This is a genomic window from Novosphingobium flavum, assembly GCF_014230315.1.
Taxonomy (GTDB): domain Bacteria; phylum Pseudomonadota; class Alphaproteobacteria; order Sphingomonadales; family Sphingomonadaceae; genus Novosphingobium; species Novosphingobium flavum.
Genome location: NZ_JACLAW010000007.1, coordinates 127,241 through 146,890, shown reverse-complemented (window position 1 = coordinate 146,890; position 19,650 = coordinate 127,241). Strand labels below are relative to the sequence as shown.

Here is a 19,650-nt window from a genome sequence, read left to right as displayed (position 1 = left end):
AAACAACCGCCCCCCACGCCTTCCCTTGCCGCCATTTGTGGCTAAACAGCAAGGCATGAGTGAACTGCGTAACATAAGTTGCATCGGGCTAGGTATCATGGGCGGCCCGATCGCCCGCCATCTTGGCGCGGCAGGGCACCGGCTCACCGTTTACAACCGCTCGGCCCAGCGGCTGGACAAATGGCTCACCGCCAATCCCGGCCTCGCCGCCCGCGTCGCGCAGACCCCGGCCGAGGCGGCCGAGGGCGCCGACGTGGTGATCACCTGCGTCGGCAACGACGACGATCTTTCCGATGTCGTGCTCGGCCCCTCGGGCGTCTTCACCCGGCTCAAGCGCGGCGGGCTCTACATCGATCACACCACCTCCTCGGCACGGATCGCCCGCCAGATCTCGGTCGAGGCGCGCGACAAGGAAATCCTCTGCGTCGACGCGCCGATGACCGGCAGCCAGATCGGCGCCGAGCAGGGCACCCTCGCCCTGATGTGCGGCGGCCGCCCCGAAGCGATGCGCGTGGCCGAACCGATCTTCGCCGCCTATACCAAGCGCGTCGTCCACATCGGCAAGTCCGGCTACGGCCAGCTTGCCAAGATGGTCAACCAGATCTGCATCGCCGGGGTCGTCTCCGGCCTGTCGGAAGCGGTCCGCTTCGCCCAGGCCAGCCACCTCGACATGGACAAGGTCTATGAGGCGATCTCCGGAGGCGCCGCCCAGTCGTGGCAGATGGACAACCGCTGGCAGTCCATGTCCGAGGGCGAGTTCGATTTCGGCTTCGCGGTGGACTGGATGCGCAAAGACCTTGGCCTCGCCATGGACGAAGGGCGCGGCCTTGGCGTTTCCCTCCCGATCACCGCGCTGGTCAACCAGTTCTTCGCCGAGGTCCAGGCCATCGGCGGCGGCCGGCAGGATACCAGCGCCCTGGTCCGCCGCCTCCCCCTGCCGGGACGCAGACCTGCGGGCAAGAACGCGTGATCCCCGCCCGATCGGCGCGCGCCGCCGCCTTGCTGCTCGCGGCCGCCTGCCCGCCTGTTCTGGTTCTGCCCGCCCCGGTTCTGGCCGATACCCTGATCGACCATGTCGAGGGCCTCTCCTTCACCCGTGACGGCACGGCCGAGCGCTTTACCGGCTTCGTCATCGGCAACGACGGCCACATCGCGCAGGTCCTGCGCGCCGGAGACAAGCGCCCGGCCAGGGTCGATTACCTGCTCGATCTCAAGGGCCGCGTGGTCCTGCCCGGCCTCGTCGATGGCCACGCCAAGGTGTTGGAACTCGGCCTCACCGCGCTCACCCTCGACCTCACCCCGGCAAAGTCGCTGGCCGAGGCCAAGGCCCGCATCGCCGCCTATGCCGCCGCTCACCCCGATCGCGCATGGATCATCGGTCGCGGCTGGGACTCTGCCCGCTGGGGGCAGGAAGCCCTGCCCACCGCCGCCGACCTCGACGCCGTGGTGGCCGACCGCCCCGTCTGGCTGATCAGCGCCGACGGTCACGCCGGCTGGGCCAATTCCGCCGCGCTCAGGGCCGCCGCGATCACCGCGCCGACGAAGGACCCGCAAGGCGGCCGGATCGAACGCGCAGCTCCCGGCGCCAAGCCCACCGGGGCGCTGACGGAAACCGCCCTCGCCCTCGTTGACAAGGCCGTCCCCGCCCCCCGCCCGGAAGACCGCGACCTCGCTTTCGCCACGGCGCAGGACCTCATCCTCGCCAAGGGCATCACCGCAGTCACCGATTTCGGCACGACGATGGAGGACTGGCAGTCCTACCGCCGCGCCGGCGATGCCGGCACCCTGCGCCTGCGTGTGATCGGCTATGCCGAAGGCACCGATGCAATGAGCCTGATCGGCGGCCCCGGCCCGACCCCGTGGCTCTATAACGATCACCTGCGCCTGAGCGGCGTCGCCCTCACGCTCGACGGCGGCCTTTCCACGCGCGGGGCCTGGCTCAAGGCGCCCTATGCCCCCACCGCCACTGCCGCCCCCACCGTCACCGGCCTGCCGCGCCTCAATCCCACCCAGTTGCGCAACCTGATGAGCCGCGCCGGGATCGACCGCTTTCAGGTCGCGGTCGAGGCCAATGGCGATGCGGCGGCTGCCGCCGCGCTCGACGCCGTTTCCGAGCTGTCCGAAACCTACAAGGGCGACCGCCGCTGGCGGATCGAGGGCCTCGAACGGCTCGACCCGGCCGACGCCGCGCGGCTTCCCGCCAAGGGCGTGCTGCCCGGCCTGCGCCCCGGCGATGCCTCGCCCCGCGCCGCCAGCACATGGCCCGCCGCCTCGCTTGTAAAGAACGGCGCCAGCCTCACCTTCGGCACCGGCGCCTCGTCCGGCTCGCCCAGCCCCTTCGCCGCCGTGGCTGCCGCCGCCGCCCACGCCGAGGCCGAACAGGTCACCCGCGAACAGGCCCTCGCCGCCTTCACCGCCGGCAGCGCTTACGCCGCCTTCGCCGAAAGCAAGTTCGGCCGCATCGCCGTGGGCCAACAGGCCGACTTCATCGTGGTGGACCGCGATCCGCTTCTCGCCGGGACTGCCGAACTGGCCGAAACGAAAGTGCTCGAAACCTGGGTCGGCGGCCGCAAGGTCTGGTCAGCGCCGCATCAGTAAGCGCGAAGCTGCCTGACCGGATAGGTGGACATTGCAACCGTTTCGGACCCGAGGGTGACACAAGTGTCACCCTGCGTTCGGATGCCGGCCCTGCCTTTTCAGCTACTTGCGCTTGAATGCATGGGTGACACTTTTCCAATCCAGCGCACTGCCGATCCACCTTGTCAAAGAACGGGCAGAGGATGACAGGCGCGAGTGGAGTAGGAAAATTGTTTCGGCTCAGGGGCGTTTAGCCGAGCGTGCTGGGTTAAAGCCGGCTGTCCGGAAACGCCGACATTGCGCACATTGCGCCGTCAGATAGGATGAGAATATGCAGATGGTCGGCAAATGCGCCTCGCTGGGTAGCCTATTCGCGGCTTGCGTCGGCTGCACATCGCAATCCGCTGACATTTGCCACATGCCAACCAACCGCCATTTTTGGCAGGGCTTAGACGTGTCATGGCGCGGCGAAGTTATTGAAGTTATGACAGAGTATCATGGAGGCGGCATTTACTTCACCGACTACAGATGTGGCGAGATCGTTGAACTCGATCCTGACGTAGTCCAAAATCTCTACTCGCATACCGATGAATTGTCAGCGCACGCAGTAGTGGCGCAGTTCAGGGTGAATGGGCGCTTGACCTACAGGGATGGAGGAGTGGTTCTGCGACCTAGTTCGCTCAATCAAGTGTCTTCATGGGCAACGGACGAGGCATTTCAGGCTTACATGAAGAAACGGCAGGCAACCTTGATCGAAAATGGCTTGGTGACTCTCCCAGCACGGTGATCGTCATACCCGATATTCCGGCCATTTATCCGCCATACCGCGCATTTCCGAAAACGAACGAACACCCCCACCGAAATTCGCCCACGCCAGCCAATCAGCCGCGCCCCGCGCTCAGCCCTGCTGCTCGCTCACCACCGGCAGGTTCGCGGCCTCCTTGGCCGCCTTGCGCTCGGTAAACAGCATGACCAGCAGCGCGCCCTCGAACAGGAACAGCAGCGGGATCGCCAGCATCAGCTGCGAGACGACGTCCGGCGGGGTGATCACGGCCGAAAGCGCGGTGATCGCCACGATCACGTAGCGGCGCCCGCCGGAAAGCTGGGCGCGGGTCACCATGCCCGCGCGGTTGAGCAGGAGCAGCAGGATCGGCAGCAGGAAGCTCACTCCGAAGGCGAGGATGAACTGCATGACAAGGCCGAGGTAGTCCTCGGAATTGGGCAGGGCCTCGATCTGCACCCCGCCGTGGCTGCCCTGGAAACCCAGCATCCAGCGAAAGGCCGTGGGCATGACCACGAAATAGGCGAGCGCGCCCCCTGCCGTGAACAGGATCGGCGTGGCCCAGAGAAAGGGCAGGAAGGCCTTCTTTTCCTTGGCGTAGAGCCCCGGCGCGACGAAAGCCCAGATCTGGTTGGCGATGAACGGGAACGAGAGGAAGAAGGCCGCGAACAGCGCCACCTTCAGTTCGACGAAGAACTGCCCGTAGAGCTTGGTATAGACCAGCTTCTGCTGCCCCGCCATCGCGAGCGGGTGAAGCAGGAACGAGAGGATGTCGCCCGCGAAATAGAGGCAGATGCCGAAGGCCACGGCCAGCGCCATGATCGAGCGCATCAGCCGGGTGCGCAGCTCGATCAGGTGGTCAAGCAGCGGAGCCTGGCTATCGTCGATGTCCTGGATGCGAAAGGCCATGGTCAGGGCGCCGGATCGATCGCGGCCGGGCGCGGGGCCGGCACGGCAGGGCTGTGATCCTGCGCGGTGTCGCCTTCGGCTAGCGGATGGGTGGAAACCGGATCGGGCACGGGCAAAGGATCGGCAGGCGGCAGGGCCGGGGGCTCGCCATAGGAAGCCGCCGTCGCCGCGGCGGCCTCGTCATCCGGGGTGGCGGTGGGATGCTGGGCCATGATCGCGGCGTTCTGCTCGCGCCATTGCTTTTCCATCTCTTCCAGCTCGGCCTCGCGGATCACGTTCTCGATCCCCGCGCGAAACGAATTGGACATGCGCCGCATCTTCGCAACCCAGCGCCCCACGACGCGCAGCGCCTTGGGCAGGTCCTTCGGACCGATCACGACGACCGCGACGACTGCCGTCAGCAGCAGCTCGTCGGCACCGATATCGAACATGACGCTCTATCCGCCTCGCCGGGCGATCAGTGCTGAACGGTGTCGGTGGTCTGCTGCGGCTGGGCGGCCGGTTCGGCCGGAGCAGCGGGCGCGACAGGCGCAGCGGGCGGAATTTGAGCAGCAGGCGGCGGCGGCGCGGCGGGCTTCGTCTCGTCGCCCATGCCTTCCTTGAAGCTCTTGATGCCCTTGCCGAAATCACCCATGATTTCCGAAACGCGGCCACGTCCGAACAGGACCAGCACCACGATCAGCACGATCACCCAGTGCCAGATTGACCCGAAACCCATTGTTCTAACTCCGTCGATTGCCTTCGTGGCGCCTCTCTCGTGGCACCGGCCATAAGCCCCGTTGCCCTGTTAATCTAGGGCGTTTTGCTGCGTATTGCGAGTCTCGCCCGGCTCGTCCACCGGCGCGTCCGGCGGATCCTGCGCGCCCGCCCCTTCCATCGCCGCGGCCAGCGCATCATCGACCGGGTCGAGCAGGCCCGCGGCCCGCAATTCGTCGATCCCCGGCAGGTCCCGGCGCGAGGCAAGGCCGAAATGGGCGAGGAATTCCGGCGTGGTCGCATAGATCACCGGGCGCCCCGGCACCTCGCGCCGCCCGGCTACCCGCACCCAGCCCGCTTCCAGCAGCACGTCGAGCGTGCCCTTGGCGGTCTGCACGCCCCGGATCGATTCGATCTCGGCCCGGCTGACCGGCTCGTGATAGGCGACGATCGCCAAAACTTCGGTCGCCGCGCGCGACAGGCGGCGCACGTCCTCGCGCTCGCGCCGCAACAGGTGGGCAAGGTCGGGCGCGGTCTGGAAATGCCAGCGCTTGCCCCGCTCGACCAGTTCGATCCCGCGCCCGGCATAGTCCGCCGCCAGCCTGCGCAAGGCCTCGCCCACCGCGGCCCCGCCGAGATGGGCCGAAATCTGCTCCGCGCTCATTGGCGCGGTCGCGGCGAACAGCGTCGCCTCGACCGCGCGGACCAGATCGTCTGGAGGGGTCACGCCTTCACCCCGCGCAGCCTGAGCGGCCCGAAGACCTCGTCCTGCGCCAGTTCGGCCTTGCCCAGCCGCGCCAGTTCGAGCGCGGCGACAAAGCTGGAAGCCAGCGCCGAACGCTTGAGCCGGGGATCGGCATGCGGCGGCAGAAAATCGCGCAGTTCCATCCAGTCGAGATTGATGCCCAGCATCGACGAGACCCGCGCCAGCGCAGAATCCAGCGTCATCACCATCCGGTCGCGCACCATGTGTACCACCGGCGCCGTGCGCGCCTTCACCTGGCCATAGGCCTGGATCAGGTCGAACCAGTCGCAGGTCCAGGCATTCCTGCGGTCGACCCGCAGCCCCTCCGGCGCCCCGCGCGGGAACACGTCGCGCCCCAGCCGGTCGCGCCCCATCAGCCGCGCCGCCGCCTCGCGCATCGCGCCCAGTCGCTGCAGCCTGAGTTGCAGGCGCAATGCCAGTTCCTCGGGGCTCGGGTCCTCCTGCTCCTCGCGCGGCAGCAGCAGGGCCGATTTGAGATAGGCCAGCCAGGCCGCCATCACGAGATAGTCCGCCGCCAGTTCCAGCCGCAGCGCCTCGGCCCGCTCGATATAATTGAGGTACTGGTCGACCAGCCCGAGGATCGAGATCTTGCGCAGGTCCACCTTCTGCCGCCGGGCAAGGTCGAGCAGCAGGTCGAGCGGCCCCTCCCACCCGTCAAGCTCGAGGTAAAGCGCATCGTCTCCCGTGGAGCCGCCGCCCGGTCCCTGCCAGTCCTCGTCCCCGCTCAGGGCCTCGCCGGGCGGGAACAGGTCCATCAGGCCGAAGCTCCCGCAAGGCCCAGCAAAGCATCGCGCTTTTCCGCCAGTGCCAGCCGCCGCGGTGGGTCGGCCACCAGCGCGCCGGTCCCGGCCAGCGCCGCCTCCAGCCGCGCCGAAGCCGCCTCGCCCATCACCGGGCAGGCCTTGGCGATCCCAACCATGTCGTCCATCCGCGCCCAGCAGTTGAGCGCGATATCGCACCCCGCCGCAAGGCTGCGCGCCGCCCGCTCCGGCACCGGCCCGGCCAAGGCCTCCATGTCGAGGTCGTCGGTCAGCAGCAGGCCGGAAAAGCCGATCCGCTTACGAATGATCTCGCCGATCACGAAGTCCGATTGCGTCGCCGGATGGTCCGCGTCCCACGCCGTATAGAGAATGTGGCTGGTCATCGCGATCGGCGCCGATGCCAGCGCGCGGAACGGGGCGATGTCGCTCTCCAGTTCCTCGGCGCTCGCCGTCACCGTCGGCAATTCCTTGTGGCTGTCGGCCATGGCCCGGCCGTGCCCCGGCATGTGCTTGACCACGCCCGCGACGCCAGCCTGCGCCAGCCCGTCGAGGATCGCCCGGCCCAGCGCCGCCACCCGCATCGGCTCGGTGCCCAGCGCCCGGTCGCCGATCACGTCGTGCGCGCCCACCTGCCGCACGTCGAGCAGCGGCCAGCAATCGACGCTCACCCCCGCCTCGGCCAGGTCCAGCCCCAGCGCCTCGGCATTGCACCGCGCCGCCTCAATCGCCGAGGCCGGGGCAATGTCGTAGAGCCGGTCGAACACCTCGCCATTGGGATAGGCCGCCCAGACCGGCGGCTTCATCCGCGCCACCCGACCGCCTTCCTGGTCGATCGAGACCAGCAGGTGCTCGCGGCCATGAATGGCGCGCAGATCGTCGGTCAGGGCCCGCACCTGCTCGCGCGAGACCACGTTGCGCCCGAACAGGATATAGCCCGCCGGGTCCGCGTCCCTGAAGAAGGCGCGCTCGTCGTCAGTAAGGACCGGCCCGGAAAGGCCGAAAATCGCCGGAACCATGGGCAAGGGCTTCGCGGAATTGCCCGGCAAAGGCAAGGCGGGGCGCGGGCGGATGTGGGGAAAAGGCGGCGAACGAACCTCAGGCCGGGGCATTCACATTGCACACCGGGCCATTGCCTTCGCGCACCCCGCGTTCCCACCGTACCCCGGCCCGGCTATCACCGCGCGTCAGACGATAGGGGAGAATATCCGGATGAACCGTCCCGCCCGCTGGAAGAGCGCCGCCCTGGTGCCGCTGCTCGCCCTCGCCGCCCCGGCCGCCGCGCAGCCGGCTCCGCCGCCCACCGCCCCCGCCGCGCCGGTCTACGAACTTACCCAGGTCGCCGGCCCGGTCTGGCGCTTCCGCTCCAACGCGCACTACGGCCTCGTCATGGTCACGGCCAAGGGCGCCGTGGTGATCGACCCGCTGAACCCGGCCGCCGCCGCCTGGCTCAAGGCCGAGCTTGCCCGCCGCTTCAAAGGCCTCAAGGTCACCAGCGTGGTCTATTCGCATCATGACTGGGACCACACCGCCGGCGCCGCCGTGTTCGGCCCGGTCCCGGTCTATGCCCGGGCCGAAAGCCTTGCCGCGCTCCAGCCCCCGGCCGAGCCCGAGGCCCGCGCCCGCTTCACGAAGTTCTACGCCAATGTCGCCTGGCCAACCGTGACCTGGACCCAGAAGGTCGAGCGAATCACCCTCGGCGGCCACACGGTCGAACTTCACGCCAATCCCGCGCTCCATGCGAAAGACCTCGTCTATGCCTGGTTCCCGGCCGAGCGGGTCCTCTTCACGGTCGACGTGATCTCCCCCCACACCCTGCCCTATCGCACGCTGGACGACTACGCGCCCGACGACGTCGCCGCCAACCTCGCCCATGCCCTGTCGTTCAAGCCGCGCTATGTCGTCGGCGGCCACGGTGACGTCGCCGGGCCGGACAGCATCAACGCGCTCGGCCAATACTATGCCGACCTGCGCGCCGCCGTCGCCGCCGGCATCGCCAGGGGCGAACCGCTCGATGCGATCAAGCGCGAAGTCACCCTCGACCAGTACAAGGGCTGGCGCGACTACGGCACCTTCCGCGAAATGAACGTCGAAGGCATGTACCGCTACCTGACCAAGCCCGCCCCGGCGAAATAGCGCCGCCCCGAACGCCAAAAACCCGGCGCCCCCTTTCGGGAACGCCGGGCGCACACCCCGGGAAGGGCGTTGGCGGCTCTTGGGCCTTAGCGCAGCAGCGAAAGGACGTTCTGCTGGCTCTGGTTGGCCTGGGCGATCATCGCCGAAGAGGCCTGCGACAGGATCTGCGCCTTGGCCATCTGGGTCGTTTCGGCCGAATAGTCGGTGTCCTCGATCCGCGAACGGGCGTCCGACAGGTTGGCCACGTTGTTGGTCAGGTTGTTCACCGCTGATTCGAGGCGGTTCTGGCCTGCGCCGAGCGAGGCGCGGTTGGCGTTGACGTCGGCGAGCGCCAGGTCGACGTTGTCGATCGTGGTCGAGGCCAGTGCGGAGGTCGTCACGTCCAGCGCGGTGGCCGAGATGTTGGTCCCGTCGATCGCGGTCGAGGTCAGGGTCACGGTATCGCCGTTGTTGGCGCCGGTCTGGATGTCGAAGGTCGCGTCGGTGCCGGCCGTGGTGCTGAACAGGTTGTTGCCGTTGAACTTGGTGTTGGCCAGCACGTCGCCGATCTGCTGGGTCAGGTTGGTCACTTCCGACTGCATCGCGGTGCGGTCGGAGGCCTGGTAAGTGCCCGAGCTGGCCTGGACCGCCAGTTCGCGGACCCGCTGCAGCATGTTGGTCACTTCCGAGCCGGCGCCTTCAGCCGTCTGGGCCAGCGAGATGCCGTCGTTGGCATTGCGGATGCCCTGGCTCATGCCCTTGATCTGCGAGGTCATCGAGGTGGAAATGGCGAGGCCCGCCGCGTCATCCTTGGCGCTGTTGATGCGCTTGCCGGTCGACAGGCGCTCCATCGCGGTGCCGAGGGCCTTGTTGGCGGAGTTGGAGGCATTGGCGGCCTTGATGGCGCTGATGTTCGTGTTGATTACCGACATGGTTTACTCCCGTGGACGATCCGTCAGTCAGGCTGCCTGCCGGCCCATCCGGCGCAGCTGCCAAGCCAAAGACCGGCAAACCGGCGGCAAGTTTAAGCCGGGGCGGCAAACCGACCGGCAAGAAACTGCCGAAACCCCCGGCAAACTACTTAGGGGTAAAAACAAGGACTTAAATTTCCGAAGCGTTTGACGTTCACGCGGCAAAAAGGCCCCATTGGATGGTTAATTCCACTGGGGGTTCAGTCGAAATGTCCGCTCTCGATTTCAGCCAGGAAACGGCAACGGCCCATGCGCCGCTGGTGCAGCGTGCTGCCGGAATCTTCGCCGCGCTGGGCGTGACCGGCGCCGATGGCGCCCCGGTGCGCATCGCCGATTCGGTCGAGGCCAACGCCCGCACCGCGCTCACCCTGCTGCGCGGAGCGCGTCCGCAGCTGATGCGCCGCGGCTCGGCCCTCGCCCTCGCCTATGCCGATGGCGCCAGCGAGGCGAGCCTTGCCGCCCTGCTCGCCGCCGCCACCCCGGCTGGCCTGCCGATCGCGGCCGACACGGAAAGCCTCTCGGTCCTCGCCCTCGCCGAACGGCTCGCCGCCAGCGACATCCCGGTCCTGATCAACGGGCCCACCGGCACCGGCAAGGAAGTTCTCAGCCGCTTCATCCACACCAAGAGCAGCCGGGCGAACAAGCCATTCGTCGCGGTCAACTGCGCGGCCATGCCCGAAACCATGCTCGAAGCCATGCTGTTCGGCCACCGCAAGGGCGCCTTCACCGGTGCGACCGAAGCCAGCGAGGGCTTCTTCCGCGCGGCCGACGGCGGCACGCTGTTGCTCGACGAGATCGCCGAAATGCCGCTCGCCCTCCAGGCCAAGCTGCTGCGCGCCCTGCAGGAAGGCGAAGTCGTGCCGATCGGCGCCACCCAGCCGGTCAAGGTCGATGTCCGCATCATCGCCTGCGCCAACCGTGATCTCCCGCTCGAAGTGCAGGAAGGCCGCTTCCGCGCCGACCTGTTCTACCGCCTCAACGTCTTCCCGCTCTCGCTGCGCCCCTTGCGCGAACGCGCTGACGACATTGCCCCGCTCGCTTTCGCGCTGGTCCTGCGCCACACCGCCCCGGGCGCCGTCCTGCCGTGGATTTCCGACGCGGCGCTGGCCATGCTGAAGAGCCACGGCTGGCCGGGCAACGTGCGCGAACTCGAAAACGTCGTCCGCCGCGCGCTGCTGCTGGCCGGCAACGCCGAAGAGATCCAGCCGCACCACATCCATTTCGACATGCCGGCCCGGCTGGTTCGCAGCGAAAGCGGGCAGGCAGCGATCGGCGGCGCCATGCCAGACCAGTCCTTTGCCGCTCCGGCGGCAGGCGGGCGCACGCTCTCCAACATCGTCCAGATCCACGAGGCCCGCGCGATCATGCAGGTCCTCTCCGAATGCGGCGGCAATCGCCTCGCCGCCGCGCGCAAGCTCGGCATCTCCGAACGCACCCTGCGCTACCGCCTCGCCTCGCTGCGCGACGCCGGGCTTGAAGTGCTCGCGGCAGGCGCCCGGCGATGAGCGGCGTCGGGGGAATCGGCGGAGGCGCGGGGGGGATCCAGCAGATCCTCGCCATGCGCCAGCAGATCATCGATCGCACCAACCTGCTTCAGCAGGTCAAGGACGCCAAGGCGACCGGCGCTGCCGGAGCCGCGACCGAAACGGCCGGCACCCAGCAGGGCGAAGGCTTCGCCGGCGCGCTCAAGTCGGCGCTCGATGGCGTCTCGGCCACCCAGCAGAAGGCCGAGGATCTCTCGGCCGGCTACGAACGCGGCGAGGTGACCGACATCGCCAAGGTCATGCTGGCCCGCCAGGAAGCGGGCGTCGCCTTCGAGGCGACCCTGCAAGTGCGCAACCGGCTGCTGTCCGCCTACCAGGACATCATGCGGATGGGAGTGTGATAGATGGCTGAGCTTGTTCCGGCCGGTAATGCGGCCCCCGCCCCCTCGCTCCTCGCGCCCCTGACCGACCCGGCAGGCGGCCCGGCCCTCACCCGGATCGGCGCTTTCGCCCGCCAGCCGGCCGTGCGCCGGACCCTTCCGGTGTTTGCCGGCGTGGCCGGGCTCGGCATGGCGGCGCTGGCTTGGGCCACCCTCGCCCCCCAGCCGCAGCGCACCCTCTATTCCGAGCTTGACGATGGTGAGCGCGCCAAGGTCGCCGCCAGCCTCGACAAGGCGGGCATCGCCTACCGGATCGACAATGCCACCGGGGCCCTCTCCGTGGGCGAGGACGATCTCTACAAGGCCAAGATGCTGGTCGCCTCGGACGGCGCACTGGCCGCGCCCGACGACAATGCTTCATCCATCCAGAACCTCCCGCTCGGCGCCAGCCGCGCCGTGGAGGGAGACCGCCTGCGCGCCGCGCGCGAACACGATCTCACCCTGTCGATCATGGAGATCGACGGGGTCGAGGCCGTCCGCGTCCATCTCGCCGAGGCGGAAAAGTCGGTCTTCGTGCGCGACAACGTGGCCCCTTCTGCCTCGGTCATGGTCCGCCTCGCGCGCGGGCGGCAATTGTCCGACGGGCAGGTGGCGGCCATCGTCAACCTCGTTGCCGGTTCGATCCCCGGCCTCAGCCCCGATGCGGTCCGCGTGGTCGACCAGCACGGCCGCCTCCTAACCGAGCGCGCCTCGGGTTCCTCCGAACGGCTCGAACTGCAAGGCCGCATGGAGGAAAAGCTGCGCACCCAGCTCGACCAGCTGCTGACCCCGATGGTCGGCGCGGGCAACTTCTCCAGCGAGGTCCAGGTCGATCTCGACATGGATCAGGTCACCTCCGCGCGCGAATCCTATGACAAGCAGGGCGTCCTGCGCACCGAGACCCAGCAGCAGTCGCAGTCCGCCGGCACCTCCTCGATGCCCGCGCAAGGCGTGCCCGGCGTCACCTCCAACACCCCCACCCCGCAGGCCACGGCCAGCCCCGGCCCGCCGCAAGGCGCCCAGGTCGCCGCCGCGCCCTCGAGCCAGAGCAACGGCGAATCAAGCGCCAGCCGCACTTACGAACTCGGCCGCGAGGTTGCCGTCTCCAACGGCGCGCCCGGCAAGATCCGGCGCCTCTCGGTCGCCGTCGCCCTCTCGTCCGAGGCGCTCAAGAAGGCCAAGGCGGCCGACGTCGAGCAGCTCAAGCAGCTCGTCAGCGCCGCCGTCGGCGCCGATCCGGCGCGCGGCGATCAGGTCGCCGTGGTCCTGCGCCAGTTCGAGGCCCCGCCGGTCGAGGCCCTGCCGATCTGGCAGCAGGCCTGGTTCCTCAGCCTTGCCCGCATCGGCGCGGCCCTGCTCGGCGTCCTGCTCGTCCTGCTCCTCGGCGTGCGCCCGCTGATCAAGGCGCTGAAGCGCGAACCGGCCCCCCTCGCCCTCGACGAAGGCGAGGATGAGCCCGCCTACGAGGACCACGGCGAACACCACGCCGCCCTCCCGCATCGCCCCCGCGCCGCGCCGATCGACGCCGCCCTGCTCGGCCAGCAGATCAGCCTCGCCCAGCGCATCGCCGCCCAGCAGCCCGACGATGCCGTCCTCGCCCTGCGCGAGATGCTCGGCCAGTCCAGCCCGGAGCCCGCCGCGTGACCGATCTTGCCAATGCCCCCAACCTCTCCGATTCCGAACGCGCCGCCGTCATGGTCATGCTGCTGGATGAAGAGCAGGCCGCCGGCATCCTCTCGCGTCTCGAACCGGCCGAACTGCGCCTGCTCGGCGAAAAGATGTGCGCGCTCGGCGAAATCGGCCCCGAGGTCATCGCCCAGGCCATCGCCGCCTTCGTCGAAAAGACCGAGCGCCTCGGTCTCAAGGCGCATGACCGCCTCGGCCAGGTCCGCAGCCTGATGACCCGCGCCGTCGGCGGGGTGAAGGCCGACAACCTGATGGCCCGCATCCTCCCCGCCGATCACAAGCCGCCCAGCCCGCTCGAACTCGCCCGCTGGCTCAATCCCGAGGTCCTCGCCCCGATGATCCGCGAGGAGCATCCCCAGGCGATCGCGGTCCTCCTCGTCCAGCTCGATCCCGAAACCGCCGCCGAAGTGCTCCATGCCCTGCCTGCCGACAAGCAGCCCCAGGTCGTCCACCGCATCGCCACCCTCGGCCCCGTCGCGCCCGAGGCGCTGTCCATGCTCGACGAGCTGCTCGGCCGCCGCATCCGCGAATTCCACGGCGCCGCCCCGCTCCAGATGGGCGGCCCCAAGGAAGCCGCCGAGATCATCAACGGCGCGGGCAAGGCGGTCGAAAAGCGGGTCATGCCCGAGATCACCAAGCTCGACAGACAGCTCGCGCGGGAGATCGAGGCCGAGATGTTCAAGTTCGAGCACCTCTTCGCGCTCGATGCCCAGGCCATGGGCGCCCTGCTGCGCGAGGTCGAAAGCGAAACCCTGATCGACGCGCTCAAGGGCACGCCGGAAGAAAACCGCGAATGCTTCTTCCGCGCCATGTCGAGCCGCGCGGCCGACGGGATCAAGGACGAGATCGCCGGGCGCGGCCGCCTCAAGATGGCCGACGTGCTCAGCGCCCAGAAGGCGATCGTCGCCGCCGCCCGCCGCCTCGCCGCCGAAGGCACTATCCAGTTCGGGCAGAGCGAGGACGACTATGTCTAGCCTCCTCGCCCTCACCTCCGGGCGCGGCGGCAATGGCCCCGGCTTCCGCCACGACGCCCGCTTCGCCCTCGTCCCCGCACCGGCCGATCCCGCCCCCGCCCCCACCCAGATCGAAGACCCGGTCGCCATCGCCTGGGCCGAGGGCTATGCTCACGGCAGCACCCAGGGCCGCGCCGAGGCCGAGGCCGCTCACGCCGCCGAAAGCGGCGCCCGCGCCGCACTCGAACTCGCGCTGAGCAAGATGGACGCCGAAATGGCCGAGAGCCTGCGCCAGCGCCTGCTCGACACGGTCATGGCCCTGTGCGAGGCCGCCCTCGTTCCCTATGCCCACGACGCGGACGTGCTCGCGGCCCGCATCGAACGCGCCGTCGCCATGTTCTCCCGCGCCGAGGACGAACGCGTGATCCGCCTCCACCCGGACGATCTCGCCCTGATCTCGGAAAAGCTCGCCGCCGACTGGAAGGTCGTGCCCGATCCCGCGCTCGAACGCGGCGCCCTGCGCGTCGAAACGCAAACCGGCGGCGTGGAAGACGGCCCCGCCGAATGGCGCCGCGCGCTCTCCGAGGCCTTTCACTCATGTTGAGCTGGCATTCATGCTGACCCGCATCGCCCCCCTGCTCGGCGAACTCGCCCTCGCCCAGCCCGATTTCACCCCCCACCGCTACGGCCTCGTCGCCGCCTGCGATGGCGGGCTGATCGAGGTTTCGGGCCTCTCGGTCCCGGTCGGCGCGCTGTGCCGCGTCGCCCACGGCCGGGGCGAACCGCTCGCCGAAGTCATCGGTTTCCGCAATGGCCGCACCCTGATGATGCTGCTTGGCGACACGGTCATGCTCCGCCCCGGCTCGCGCGTCCGCCCCGAAGGGCATCCCGGCATGCTCCCGGTGGGCGAGGCCTTCCTCGGCCGCGCGGTCGATGGCGAGGGCCACCCGATCGACGGCCTCGGCCCCGTCCACTTCCGCGACGAATGGCCCGCCGGCGGCATCCGCACCGGCGCGCTCGATCGCTCGCCCGTGCGCCAGCCATTCGACACCGGCATCCGCGCCCTCAACGGGCTGACCACGTTCGGCGTCGGCCAGCGCATCGGCATCATGGCCGGCTCCGGCGTCGGCAAGTCGGTCCTGCTCGACATGATCGCTCACGGGGCCGAGGCCGAGATCGTCGTGGTCGGCCTGATCGGCGAACGCGCCCGCGAAGTGTCGGACTTTGTCGAGCGCCACATGCAGGGGGCCAAGCGCGCCCGCACCGCCGTCGTCGCCGTCCCCGCCGACCATGCCCCCAACCTGCGCATTCGCGGCGCCATGCTGGCCACTTCGCTGGCCGAGCATTTCCGCGCCCATGGCCGCAAGGTCCTGCTGATCATGGACAGCCTCACCCGCGTCGCTCACGCGGGCCGAGAGATCGCGCTCTTGCTGGGCGAACCCGGCGCCGCGCGCGGCTACCCCCCTTCCGCCCTTGCCACGATCACCAAGCTGATCGAGCGCGCGGGCAATTCGGCGGCCAGCGGCGGCTCGATCACCGGGCTCTACACCGTGCTCGCCGACGGCGACAACCAGGACGACCCGGTGGTCGACACCGCCCGCTCGATCCTCGACGGGCACATCGTCCTCTCGCGCGATCTCGCCCAGCGCGGGCAATATCCGGCGATCGACATTCCCGCCTCGCTCAGCCGGGTGATGAGCGACGTCTCCTCCCCCGCCCACCAGCGCGCCGCCCGCACCTTCCGCGCCCTCGTCGCCTCCTACGAGGCCAACCGCGACCTTGTCCTGATGGGCGCCTACCGCGCCGGGGCCGATCCCCTGCTCGACCGCGCCATCGCCATGCAGGAACCCTTGCGCCAGTTCCTGATGCAGGCCCACGGCGAAGTGATCCCCCTGCCGCAGGCCGTCGATACCCTCGCCGGCCTGATTGGCCCGGCCTGATCGTTCCGCCATGCAGCCGCCCGATCGCAAACGCCTCCTCCGCCTGCAACGGCTGGAAAAGGTCCGCGCCATCGCCCGCCAGCAGGCCGCCGCCGAAGCCGCCGCGGCCGAAGGCACGCTCGCCCAGCTCCTCGCGCTCGCCCAGCGCACCGGCCAGATGGCGAGCGACTATGCCGCCCGGGTCGACGCGGCCGACGGCGCCTCGCTGCGCCTGCTCACCACCTTCCGCGAAGGGCTCGGCGAAGTCTCGCGCGGCACCCATGCCGATGCCGAGCGCGCACGCGGCCTTGCCGATACCAAGCTGCGCGAACTGTCAGAGGCCGAACGCCGCCGCCAGGCCGCCGAAGACCGCGCCTCGGCCGAAGCGAAAGCCCTCGCCGCCGCCGCCCTGCAACCCCCGCTCGGCGCGCGCCGCGCGGGCGGCGGGCGCAAAACTGGCACGGAGCTTGAATAACAGTCTGTGAACGCTCTTTCGGGGACCAGACGATGCTGCAACTTTCCGCCCTCCCGGCCCAGTCCGCCGCCCCTGCCTTTCCCGGCATCGGCGCGGCGCACAAGGCCGACAAGGGCGCGGAAAGCCCCGAAAACGGCGGTTTCGCCCAGCACCTCGAACAGACCGCGCCAACCGCCGGCCAGCCCAAAACCGACCCCGCCGCCGACCCCGTCCTGCCCGCCGCCGCCCAGACCCCGGCAATGTCGGCAATCGGGACAGCAACCGGGGCGGCAACCCCGGCGGCAGAGACCGGCAAGACCTTGCCGCCCCTTGCCGCCGCCATCGCTTTCGCCGCCACCGGCCGCATCCCCGCCCCGGCCGTCGTCACGGGCGCCGCGCCCGCCGAGGCCGCGCCCACCACGGCCAACTCCGCACCTGCCGCACCGCTCCTCGCCTTTGCCGCAGACCTCTCCGCCGAGCCCGAAACCCCCGCTCCGGCCGAGCCGGCCACCGAGGGGGAAGCCGAGGCCGCGCGCCTGAACAACGTCCTGCACCCGCTCCCCGCCCTGCTCGCCAGCCTCAAGCCCGCCAAGACCGCAAAGTCCGAGGACGCATCGCGGCCTGCCGATACGGCCGAAACCAACGCGCCCAGCGATGAGGCCGGCACGGACGAGGCCCAGCCCGCGCTCACCGCAGAGGCCATCGCCCTCGCGCTGATCGCCCCCGCTACCCCCGCCGCGCCGCAGGCTCTTGTCGCCCCGACCGAGCAAGCCGCCCCCGGCCAGCACCAGCGCGCCGTCGCAGTCGCCGCCAAGGCCCCCGGCGAGGTACCGGCCCAGCCGCCCCGCGCCCCGGCGCCGCAGGGCGAGGCGGTCGGCCGCCCGCCGCTGGCTGCCGCCGCCGACCCGGCTCAGGCCGAGCCCGTCCGCGAGCTGGCCGTCAGCAAGCAGTCCAGCCCCGCGCAGGCCCTCGGCCGCAGCGCCCCCTTCACGATCGACACCGCCGCGCCCGCCCCGGCCGCCGCCACGGTCCATGTCCGCCCGGCCCACACCGATGCGCCGGAAAGCCTCCCCGGCAAGTCCGCCGCCGCGGCTGCCCCGACCTCGGACCCACTGGCCCCTGCCGCCGCCGCGCCGCCCGTCGATCCCGCCGCCACCCTTGCCGCCCCCACCGGGGCCGCGCCGGCGGTCAGCCCCTCGCCCAGCGGACATGACTTTGCCGCGCTGGTCGACCGGCTGATCGCCGCGCGCGATGCGGCCCGCCCGGAAGGGGTCTCAATCGCGCTCCAGCACGCCGAATTCGGCCGCGTCTCGCTCCAGTTCCGGCAGGACGAACAGGGCCTCTCGGTCGCCATGTCGGCCGCCGATCCGGCCTTTGCCCAGGCCGTCCAGCAGGCGATCCCGGCGGCCAGCGCCAGCGCCGAAAACAATTCCGCCCGGCAGGACAACCAGTCCGGCCAGCCGGGTCAGCCGGGCACCTTCGTCCGCGCCGACGCGGCCGGGGCCCAGGGCCAGAACCACAACCAGCGCGGCCAGTCGCAGGACCAGGCCGAAACCCGCGCCTTCGCGCGCACCGCCGCCGCCCGTGACCAGACGGGCGGGAGCGAAACCACCAGCGAAGCCCCGGCCCGTGGCCGCGGCCGCTTCGTCTGACAGAAACAGGACTGACGGGGACCAGCGATGAGCGACAAGGAAGCGAAAGCGAAGAAAAAGGGCGGCGGCATGGCGATGAAGATCGCCCTGCCGGTGGTCCTGCTCGGCGCGGGCGGCGGGGGCACCTACGGCCTCGTCGCCGCCGGGGTGATCGGCGGCGGCCACGACAAGGTCAAGGAAGACAACAACCCCAAGCTCGTCCGCAAGGGCGAGGAAGACCCCTATGCCACGAAGAAGGAAGGCGAGGGCGAAGGCGCCGCCGCTCCGGAAGTCGAGGGCGAAGGCGGCAGCGAGTACAAGACCTCCTACTTCACCTTCACCGAGGATTTCACCTCCAACCTCAAGAACTCCGACGCCCTCGTCCAGATGAGCCTCGCCTGCTCGACCCGGCGCGACGGGCGCGTGCTGATCTGGCTCAAGAAGCACGAACTGGCCGTCCGCTCGGCCATGCTTAACACCATTGCCGATACCCCGGCCGAGGACATCGGTTCGGTCACGGGCAAGGAGCGCCTGCAGAAGCGGCTCGTCGCCGCGATCAACCAGGTCCTGACCAGGGAAGAAGGCTTCGGCGGGATCGACGAAGTCTACTTCAAGTCCTTCATCGTCCAGTGAGCGAGCGCCCGTGAAGCCCGAACTCCGCCTCAAGGCCGCCCGCCCTCTCGCCCGGCACTGCCCCGAGCTGCTGCGCGAAGCGCCGGGCCCCGATGCCCTCGTCCCCCTGCTCGACCGCGCGGCCGAGCGCTTCGCCCGCGGCTTCTGCGCCGCCCTCGCCCCGCTGGTCGGCGGCAAGGGCACGGCGATCAAGGCGCCGCCCGCGCGCCGCACCGATCTTGACGACCTCACCATGTTCAGCCCGGCGCTCGCTGCCCATTCGCTGCTCGCCGCCGGTCCCGATGGCCTGCCGCTGATGGTCGCCTTCGATGCCGCCGCCGTGCTGCGCATGGTCGATCGCACCTTCGGCGGCCGGGGCGAGGCGCCCTCGCCGCTCCCGGCCGAATTCCCGGTCTCGGCCGACCTGTTCATTCACCGGCTCGAAGCCCTGCTGATCGAGCACCTTGGCGCCGTGCTGCGTCCGGGCGAACCCGGCTGGCTCGCCCCGGTGCGCCGCAGCCCCAGCCTCGCCGATCTCGATCCGTTTCCCCGGAGCGAACCGATCGCCGCGATCGAGTTCGAGGTCACCGAGCCCTCGGGCGAGACCTGGCTGATCACTTTCGCCATGCCCCTGCCCACGCTGGCCGCCGCGCTCGGCTCGGCCCCGCGCGGCAAGCCCGCGCCGCGCAAAGCCGATCCCCTCGCCGCGCCCTTTGCCGAGATCGACCTCCCGCTGCGCGCCGTGCTGGTGGAAATGCGGATGTCGATGTCGGCCCTCGCCGCGCTCGAACCCGGCATGGTCGTGCCCGTCGCCGTCGCCCGCCAGGTCCCGCTCTGCCACGGCAACAGGACCATCGCCACCGGCACGGTCGGCGCGGCGGATGACCGCGTCGCCCTCCAGATCACCCGCGCTTTCTAA

General features: G+C 69.8%; 21 protein-coding genes. 14 read left to right on the top strand and 7 right to left on the bottom strand.

The window, feature by feature from the left end; translation table 11 throughout:
* Positions 1–55: 55 nt before the first annotated feature.
* The 3 genes from H7F51_RS10560 (at position 56) to H7F51_RS10550 (ending at position 3,364) form a co-directional block, all read left to right on the top strand.
* Complete coding sequence (locus H7F51_RS10560) at positions 56–970, top strand: NAD(P)-dependent oxidoreductase (protein ID WP_185664272.1); 915 nt, start codon at positions 56–58, stop codon at positions 968–970.
* The gene (locus tag H7F51_RS10555) at positions 967–2,598 is read left to right on the top strand and encodes an amidohydrolase family protein (RefSeq protein WP_185664271.1); all 1,632 of its coding nucleotides are present in this window, start codon (positions 967–969) and stop codon (positions 2,596–2,598) included. The genes H7F51_RS10560 and H7F51_RS10555 overlap by 4 nt, the downstream gene beginning before the upstream one ends.
* A gap of 310 nt (positions 2,599–2,908) precedes the next feature.
* A complete protein-coding gene (locus H7F51_RS10550) occupies positions 2,909–3,364 on the top strand; it encodes a hypothetical protein (protein WP_185664270.1) in 456 nt (151 codons plus the stop codon).
* A 111-nt stretch (positions 3,365–3,475) separates the two neighbouring features.
* On the opposite strand, the gene tatC is transcribed toward H7F51_RS10550, so the two are convergent.
* The 6 genes from tatC to nagZ all read right to left on the bottom strand — a co-directional run bounded on the left by tatC (position 3,476) and on the right by nagZ (position 7,506).
* Positions 3,476–4,267, bottom strand: coding sequence for a twin-arginine translocase subunit TatC (gene tatC, locus H7F51_RS10545; protein ID WP_185664269.1), 792 nt, complete (start codon positions 4,265–4,267; stop codon positions 3,476–3,478).
* A 2-nt stretch (positions 4,268–4,269) separates the two neighbouring features.
* Positions 4,270–4,698, bottom strand: a complete 429-nt coding sequence (tatB, locus tag H7F51_RS10540) for a Sec-independent protein translocase protein TatB (protein ID WP_185664268.1) — start codon at positions 4,696–4,698, stop codon at positions 4,270–4,272.
* 26 nt (positions 4,699–4,724) lie between these two features.
* A complete protein-coding gene (locus tag H7F51_RS10535) occupies positions 4,725–4,985 on the bottom strand; it encodes a twin-arginine translocase TatA/TatE family subunit (protein WP_185664267.1) in 261 nt (86 codons plus the stop codon).
* 69 nt (positions 4,986–5,054) lie between these two features.
* Positions 5,055–5,690 carry an SMC-Scp complex subunit ScpB gene (scpB, locus tag H7F51_RS10530; protein ID WP_185664266.1) on the bottom strand — a complete coding sequence of 212 codons (636 nt, stop codon included), beginning with the start codon at positions 5,688–5,690 and terminating at the stop codon, positions 5,055–5,057.
* A complete protein-coding gene (locus H7F51_RS10525; RefSeq protein ID WP_185664265.1) occupies positions 5,687–6,484 on the bottom strand; it encodes a segregation and condensation protein A in 798 nt (265 codons plus the stop codon). The genes scpB and H7F51_RS10525 overlap by 4 nt, the downstream gene beginning before the upstream one ends.
* Positions 6,484–7,506 (bottom strand): beta-N-acetylhexosaminidase, encoded by a 1,023-nt coding sequence (nagZ, locus tag H7F51_RS10520; RefSeq protein ID WP_185664264.1) that lies wholly within the window; start codon positions 7,504–7,506, stop codon positions 6,484–6,486. Before nagZ ends, H7F51_RS10525 begins: the two co-directional genes overlap by 1 nt.
* Before the next feature lie 193 nt (positions 7,507–7,699).
* Here nagZ and H7F51_RS10515 point away from each other — a divergent pair, with 193 nt between their 5' ends.
* The gene (locus H7F51_RS10515) at positions 7,700–8,623 is read left to right on the top strand and encodes an MBL fold metallo-hydrolase (protein WP_185664263.1); all 924 of its coding nucleotides are present in this window, start codon (positions 7,700–7,702) and stop codon (positions 8,621–8,623) included.
* Positions 8,624–8,709: 86 nt separating this feature from the next.
* Here H7F51_RS10515 and H7F51_RS10510 read toward each other — a convergent pair whose 3' ends face one another.
* Positions 8,710–9,534: a flagellin N-terminal helical domain-containing protein gene (locus H7F51_RS10510; protein ID WP_185664262.1), complete on the bottom strand. Its 825-nt coding sequence runs from the start codon at positions 9,532–9,534 to the stop codon at positions 8,710–8,712.
* A gap of 248 nt (positions 9,535–9,782) precedes the next feature.
* Between H7F51_RS10510 and H7F51_RS10505 the strand changes: the two genes are divergently transcribed.
* Genes H7F51_RS10505 through H7F51_RS18905 form a run of 10 tightly spaced genes read left to right on the top strand, consistent with a single transcriptional unit; the run spans position 9,783 to position 19,650 of the window.
* Positions 9,783–11,078: a sigma-54 interaction domain-containing protein gene (locus H7F51_RS10505; protein ID WP_185664261.1), complete on the top strand. Its 1,296-nt coding sequence runs from the start codon at positions 9,783–9,785 to the stop codon at positions 11,076–11,078.
* Complete coding sequence (gene fliE / locus H7F51_RS10500; protein ID WP_185664260.1) at positions 11,075–11,458, top strand: flagellar hook-basal body complex protein FliE; 384 nt, start codon at positions 11,075–11,077, stop codon at positions 11,456–11,458. Before H7F51_RS10505 ends, fliE begins: the two co-directional genes overlap by 4 nt.
* Positions 11,459–11,461: 3 nt before the next feature.
* Entirely contained in the window at positions 11,462–13,120 is a 1,659-nt protein-coding gene (fliF, locus tag H7F51_RS10495) for a flagellar basal-body MS-ring/collar protein FliF (RefSeq protein WP_185664259.1), read from the top strand.
* Positions 13,117–14,136 (top strand): FliG C-terminal domain-containing protein, encoded by a 1,020-nt coding sequence (locus H7F51_RS10490; protein WP_185664258.1) that lies wholly within the window; start codon positions 13,117–13,119, stop codon positions 14,134–14,136. Before fliF ends, H7F51_RS10490 begins: the two co-directional genes overlap by 4 nt.
* A complete protein-coding gene (locus tag H7F51_RS10485; RefSeq protein ID WP_185664257.1) occupies positions 14,129–14,719 on the top strand; it encodes a FliH/SctL family protein in 591 nt (196 codons plus the stop codon). Before H7F51_RS10490 ends, H7F51_RS10485 begins: the two co-directional genes overlap by 8 nt.
* 10 nt (positions 14,720–14,729) lie before the next feature.
* A complete protein-coding gene (locus tag H7F51_RS10480; protein ID WP_185664256.1) occupies positions 14,730–16,055 on the top strand; it encodes a FliI/YscN family ATPase in 1,326 nt (441 codons plus the stop codon).
* 10 nt (positions 16,056–16,065) lie between these two features.
* Complete coding sequence (locus tag H7F51_RS10475; RefSeq protein ID WP_185664255.1) at positions 16,066–16,509, top strand: hypothetical protein; 444 nt, start codon at positions 16,066–16,068, stop codon at positions 16,507–16,509.
* Between the two features lie 32 nt (positions 16,510–16,541).
* A complete protein-coding gene (locus tag H7F51_RS10470; RefSeq protein WP_185664254.1) occupies positions 16,542–18,140 on the top strand; it encodes a flagellar hook-length control protein FliK in 1,599 nt (532 codons plus the stop codon).
* A gap of 27 nt (positions 18,141–18,167) precedes the next feature.
* Positions 18,168–18,752, top strand: a complete 585-nt coding sequence (locus H7F51_RS10465; RefSeq protein ID WP_185664253.1) for a flagellar basal body-associated FliL family protein — start codon at positions 18,168–18,170, stop codon at positions 18,750–18,752.
* Between the two features lie 10 nt (positions 18,753–18,762).
* Positions 18,763–19,650 (top strand): FliM/FliN family flagellar motor switch protein, encoded by an 888-nt coding sequence (locus tag H7F51_RS18905; RefSeq protein WP_185664252.1) that lies wholly within the window; start codon positions 18,763–18,765, stop codon positions 19,648–19,650.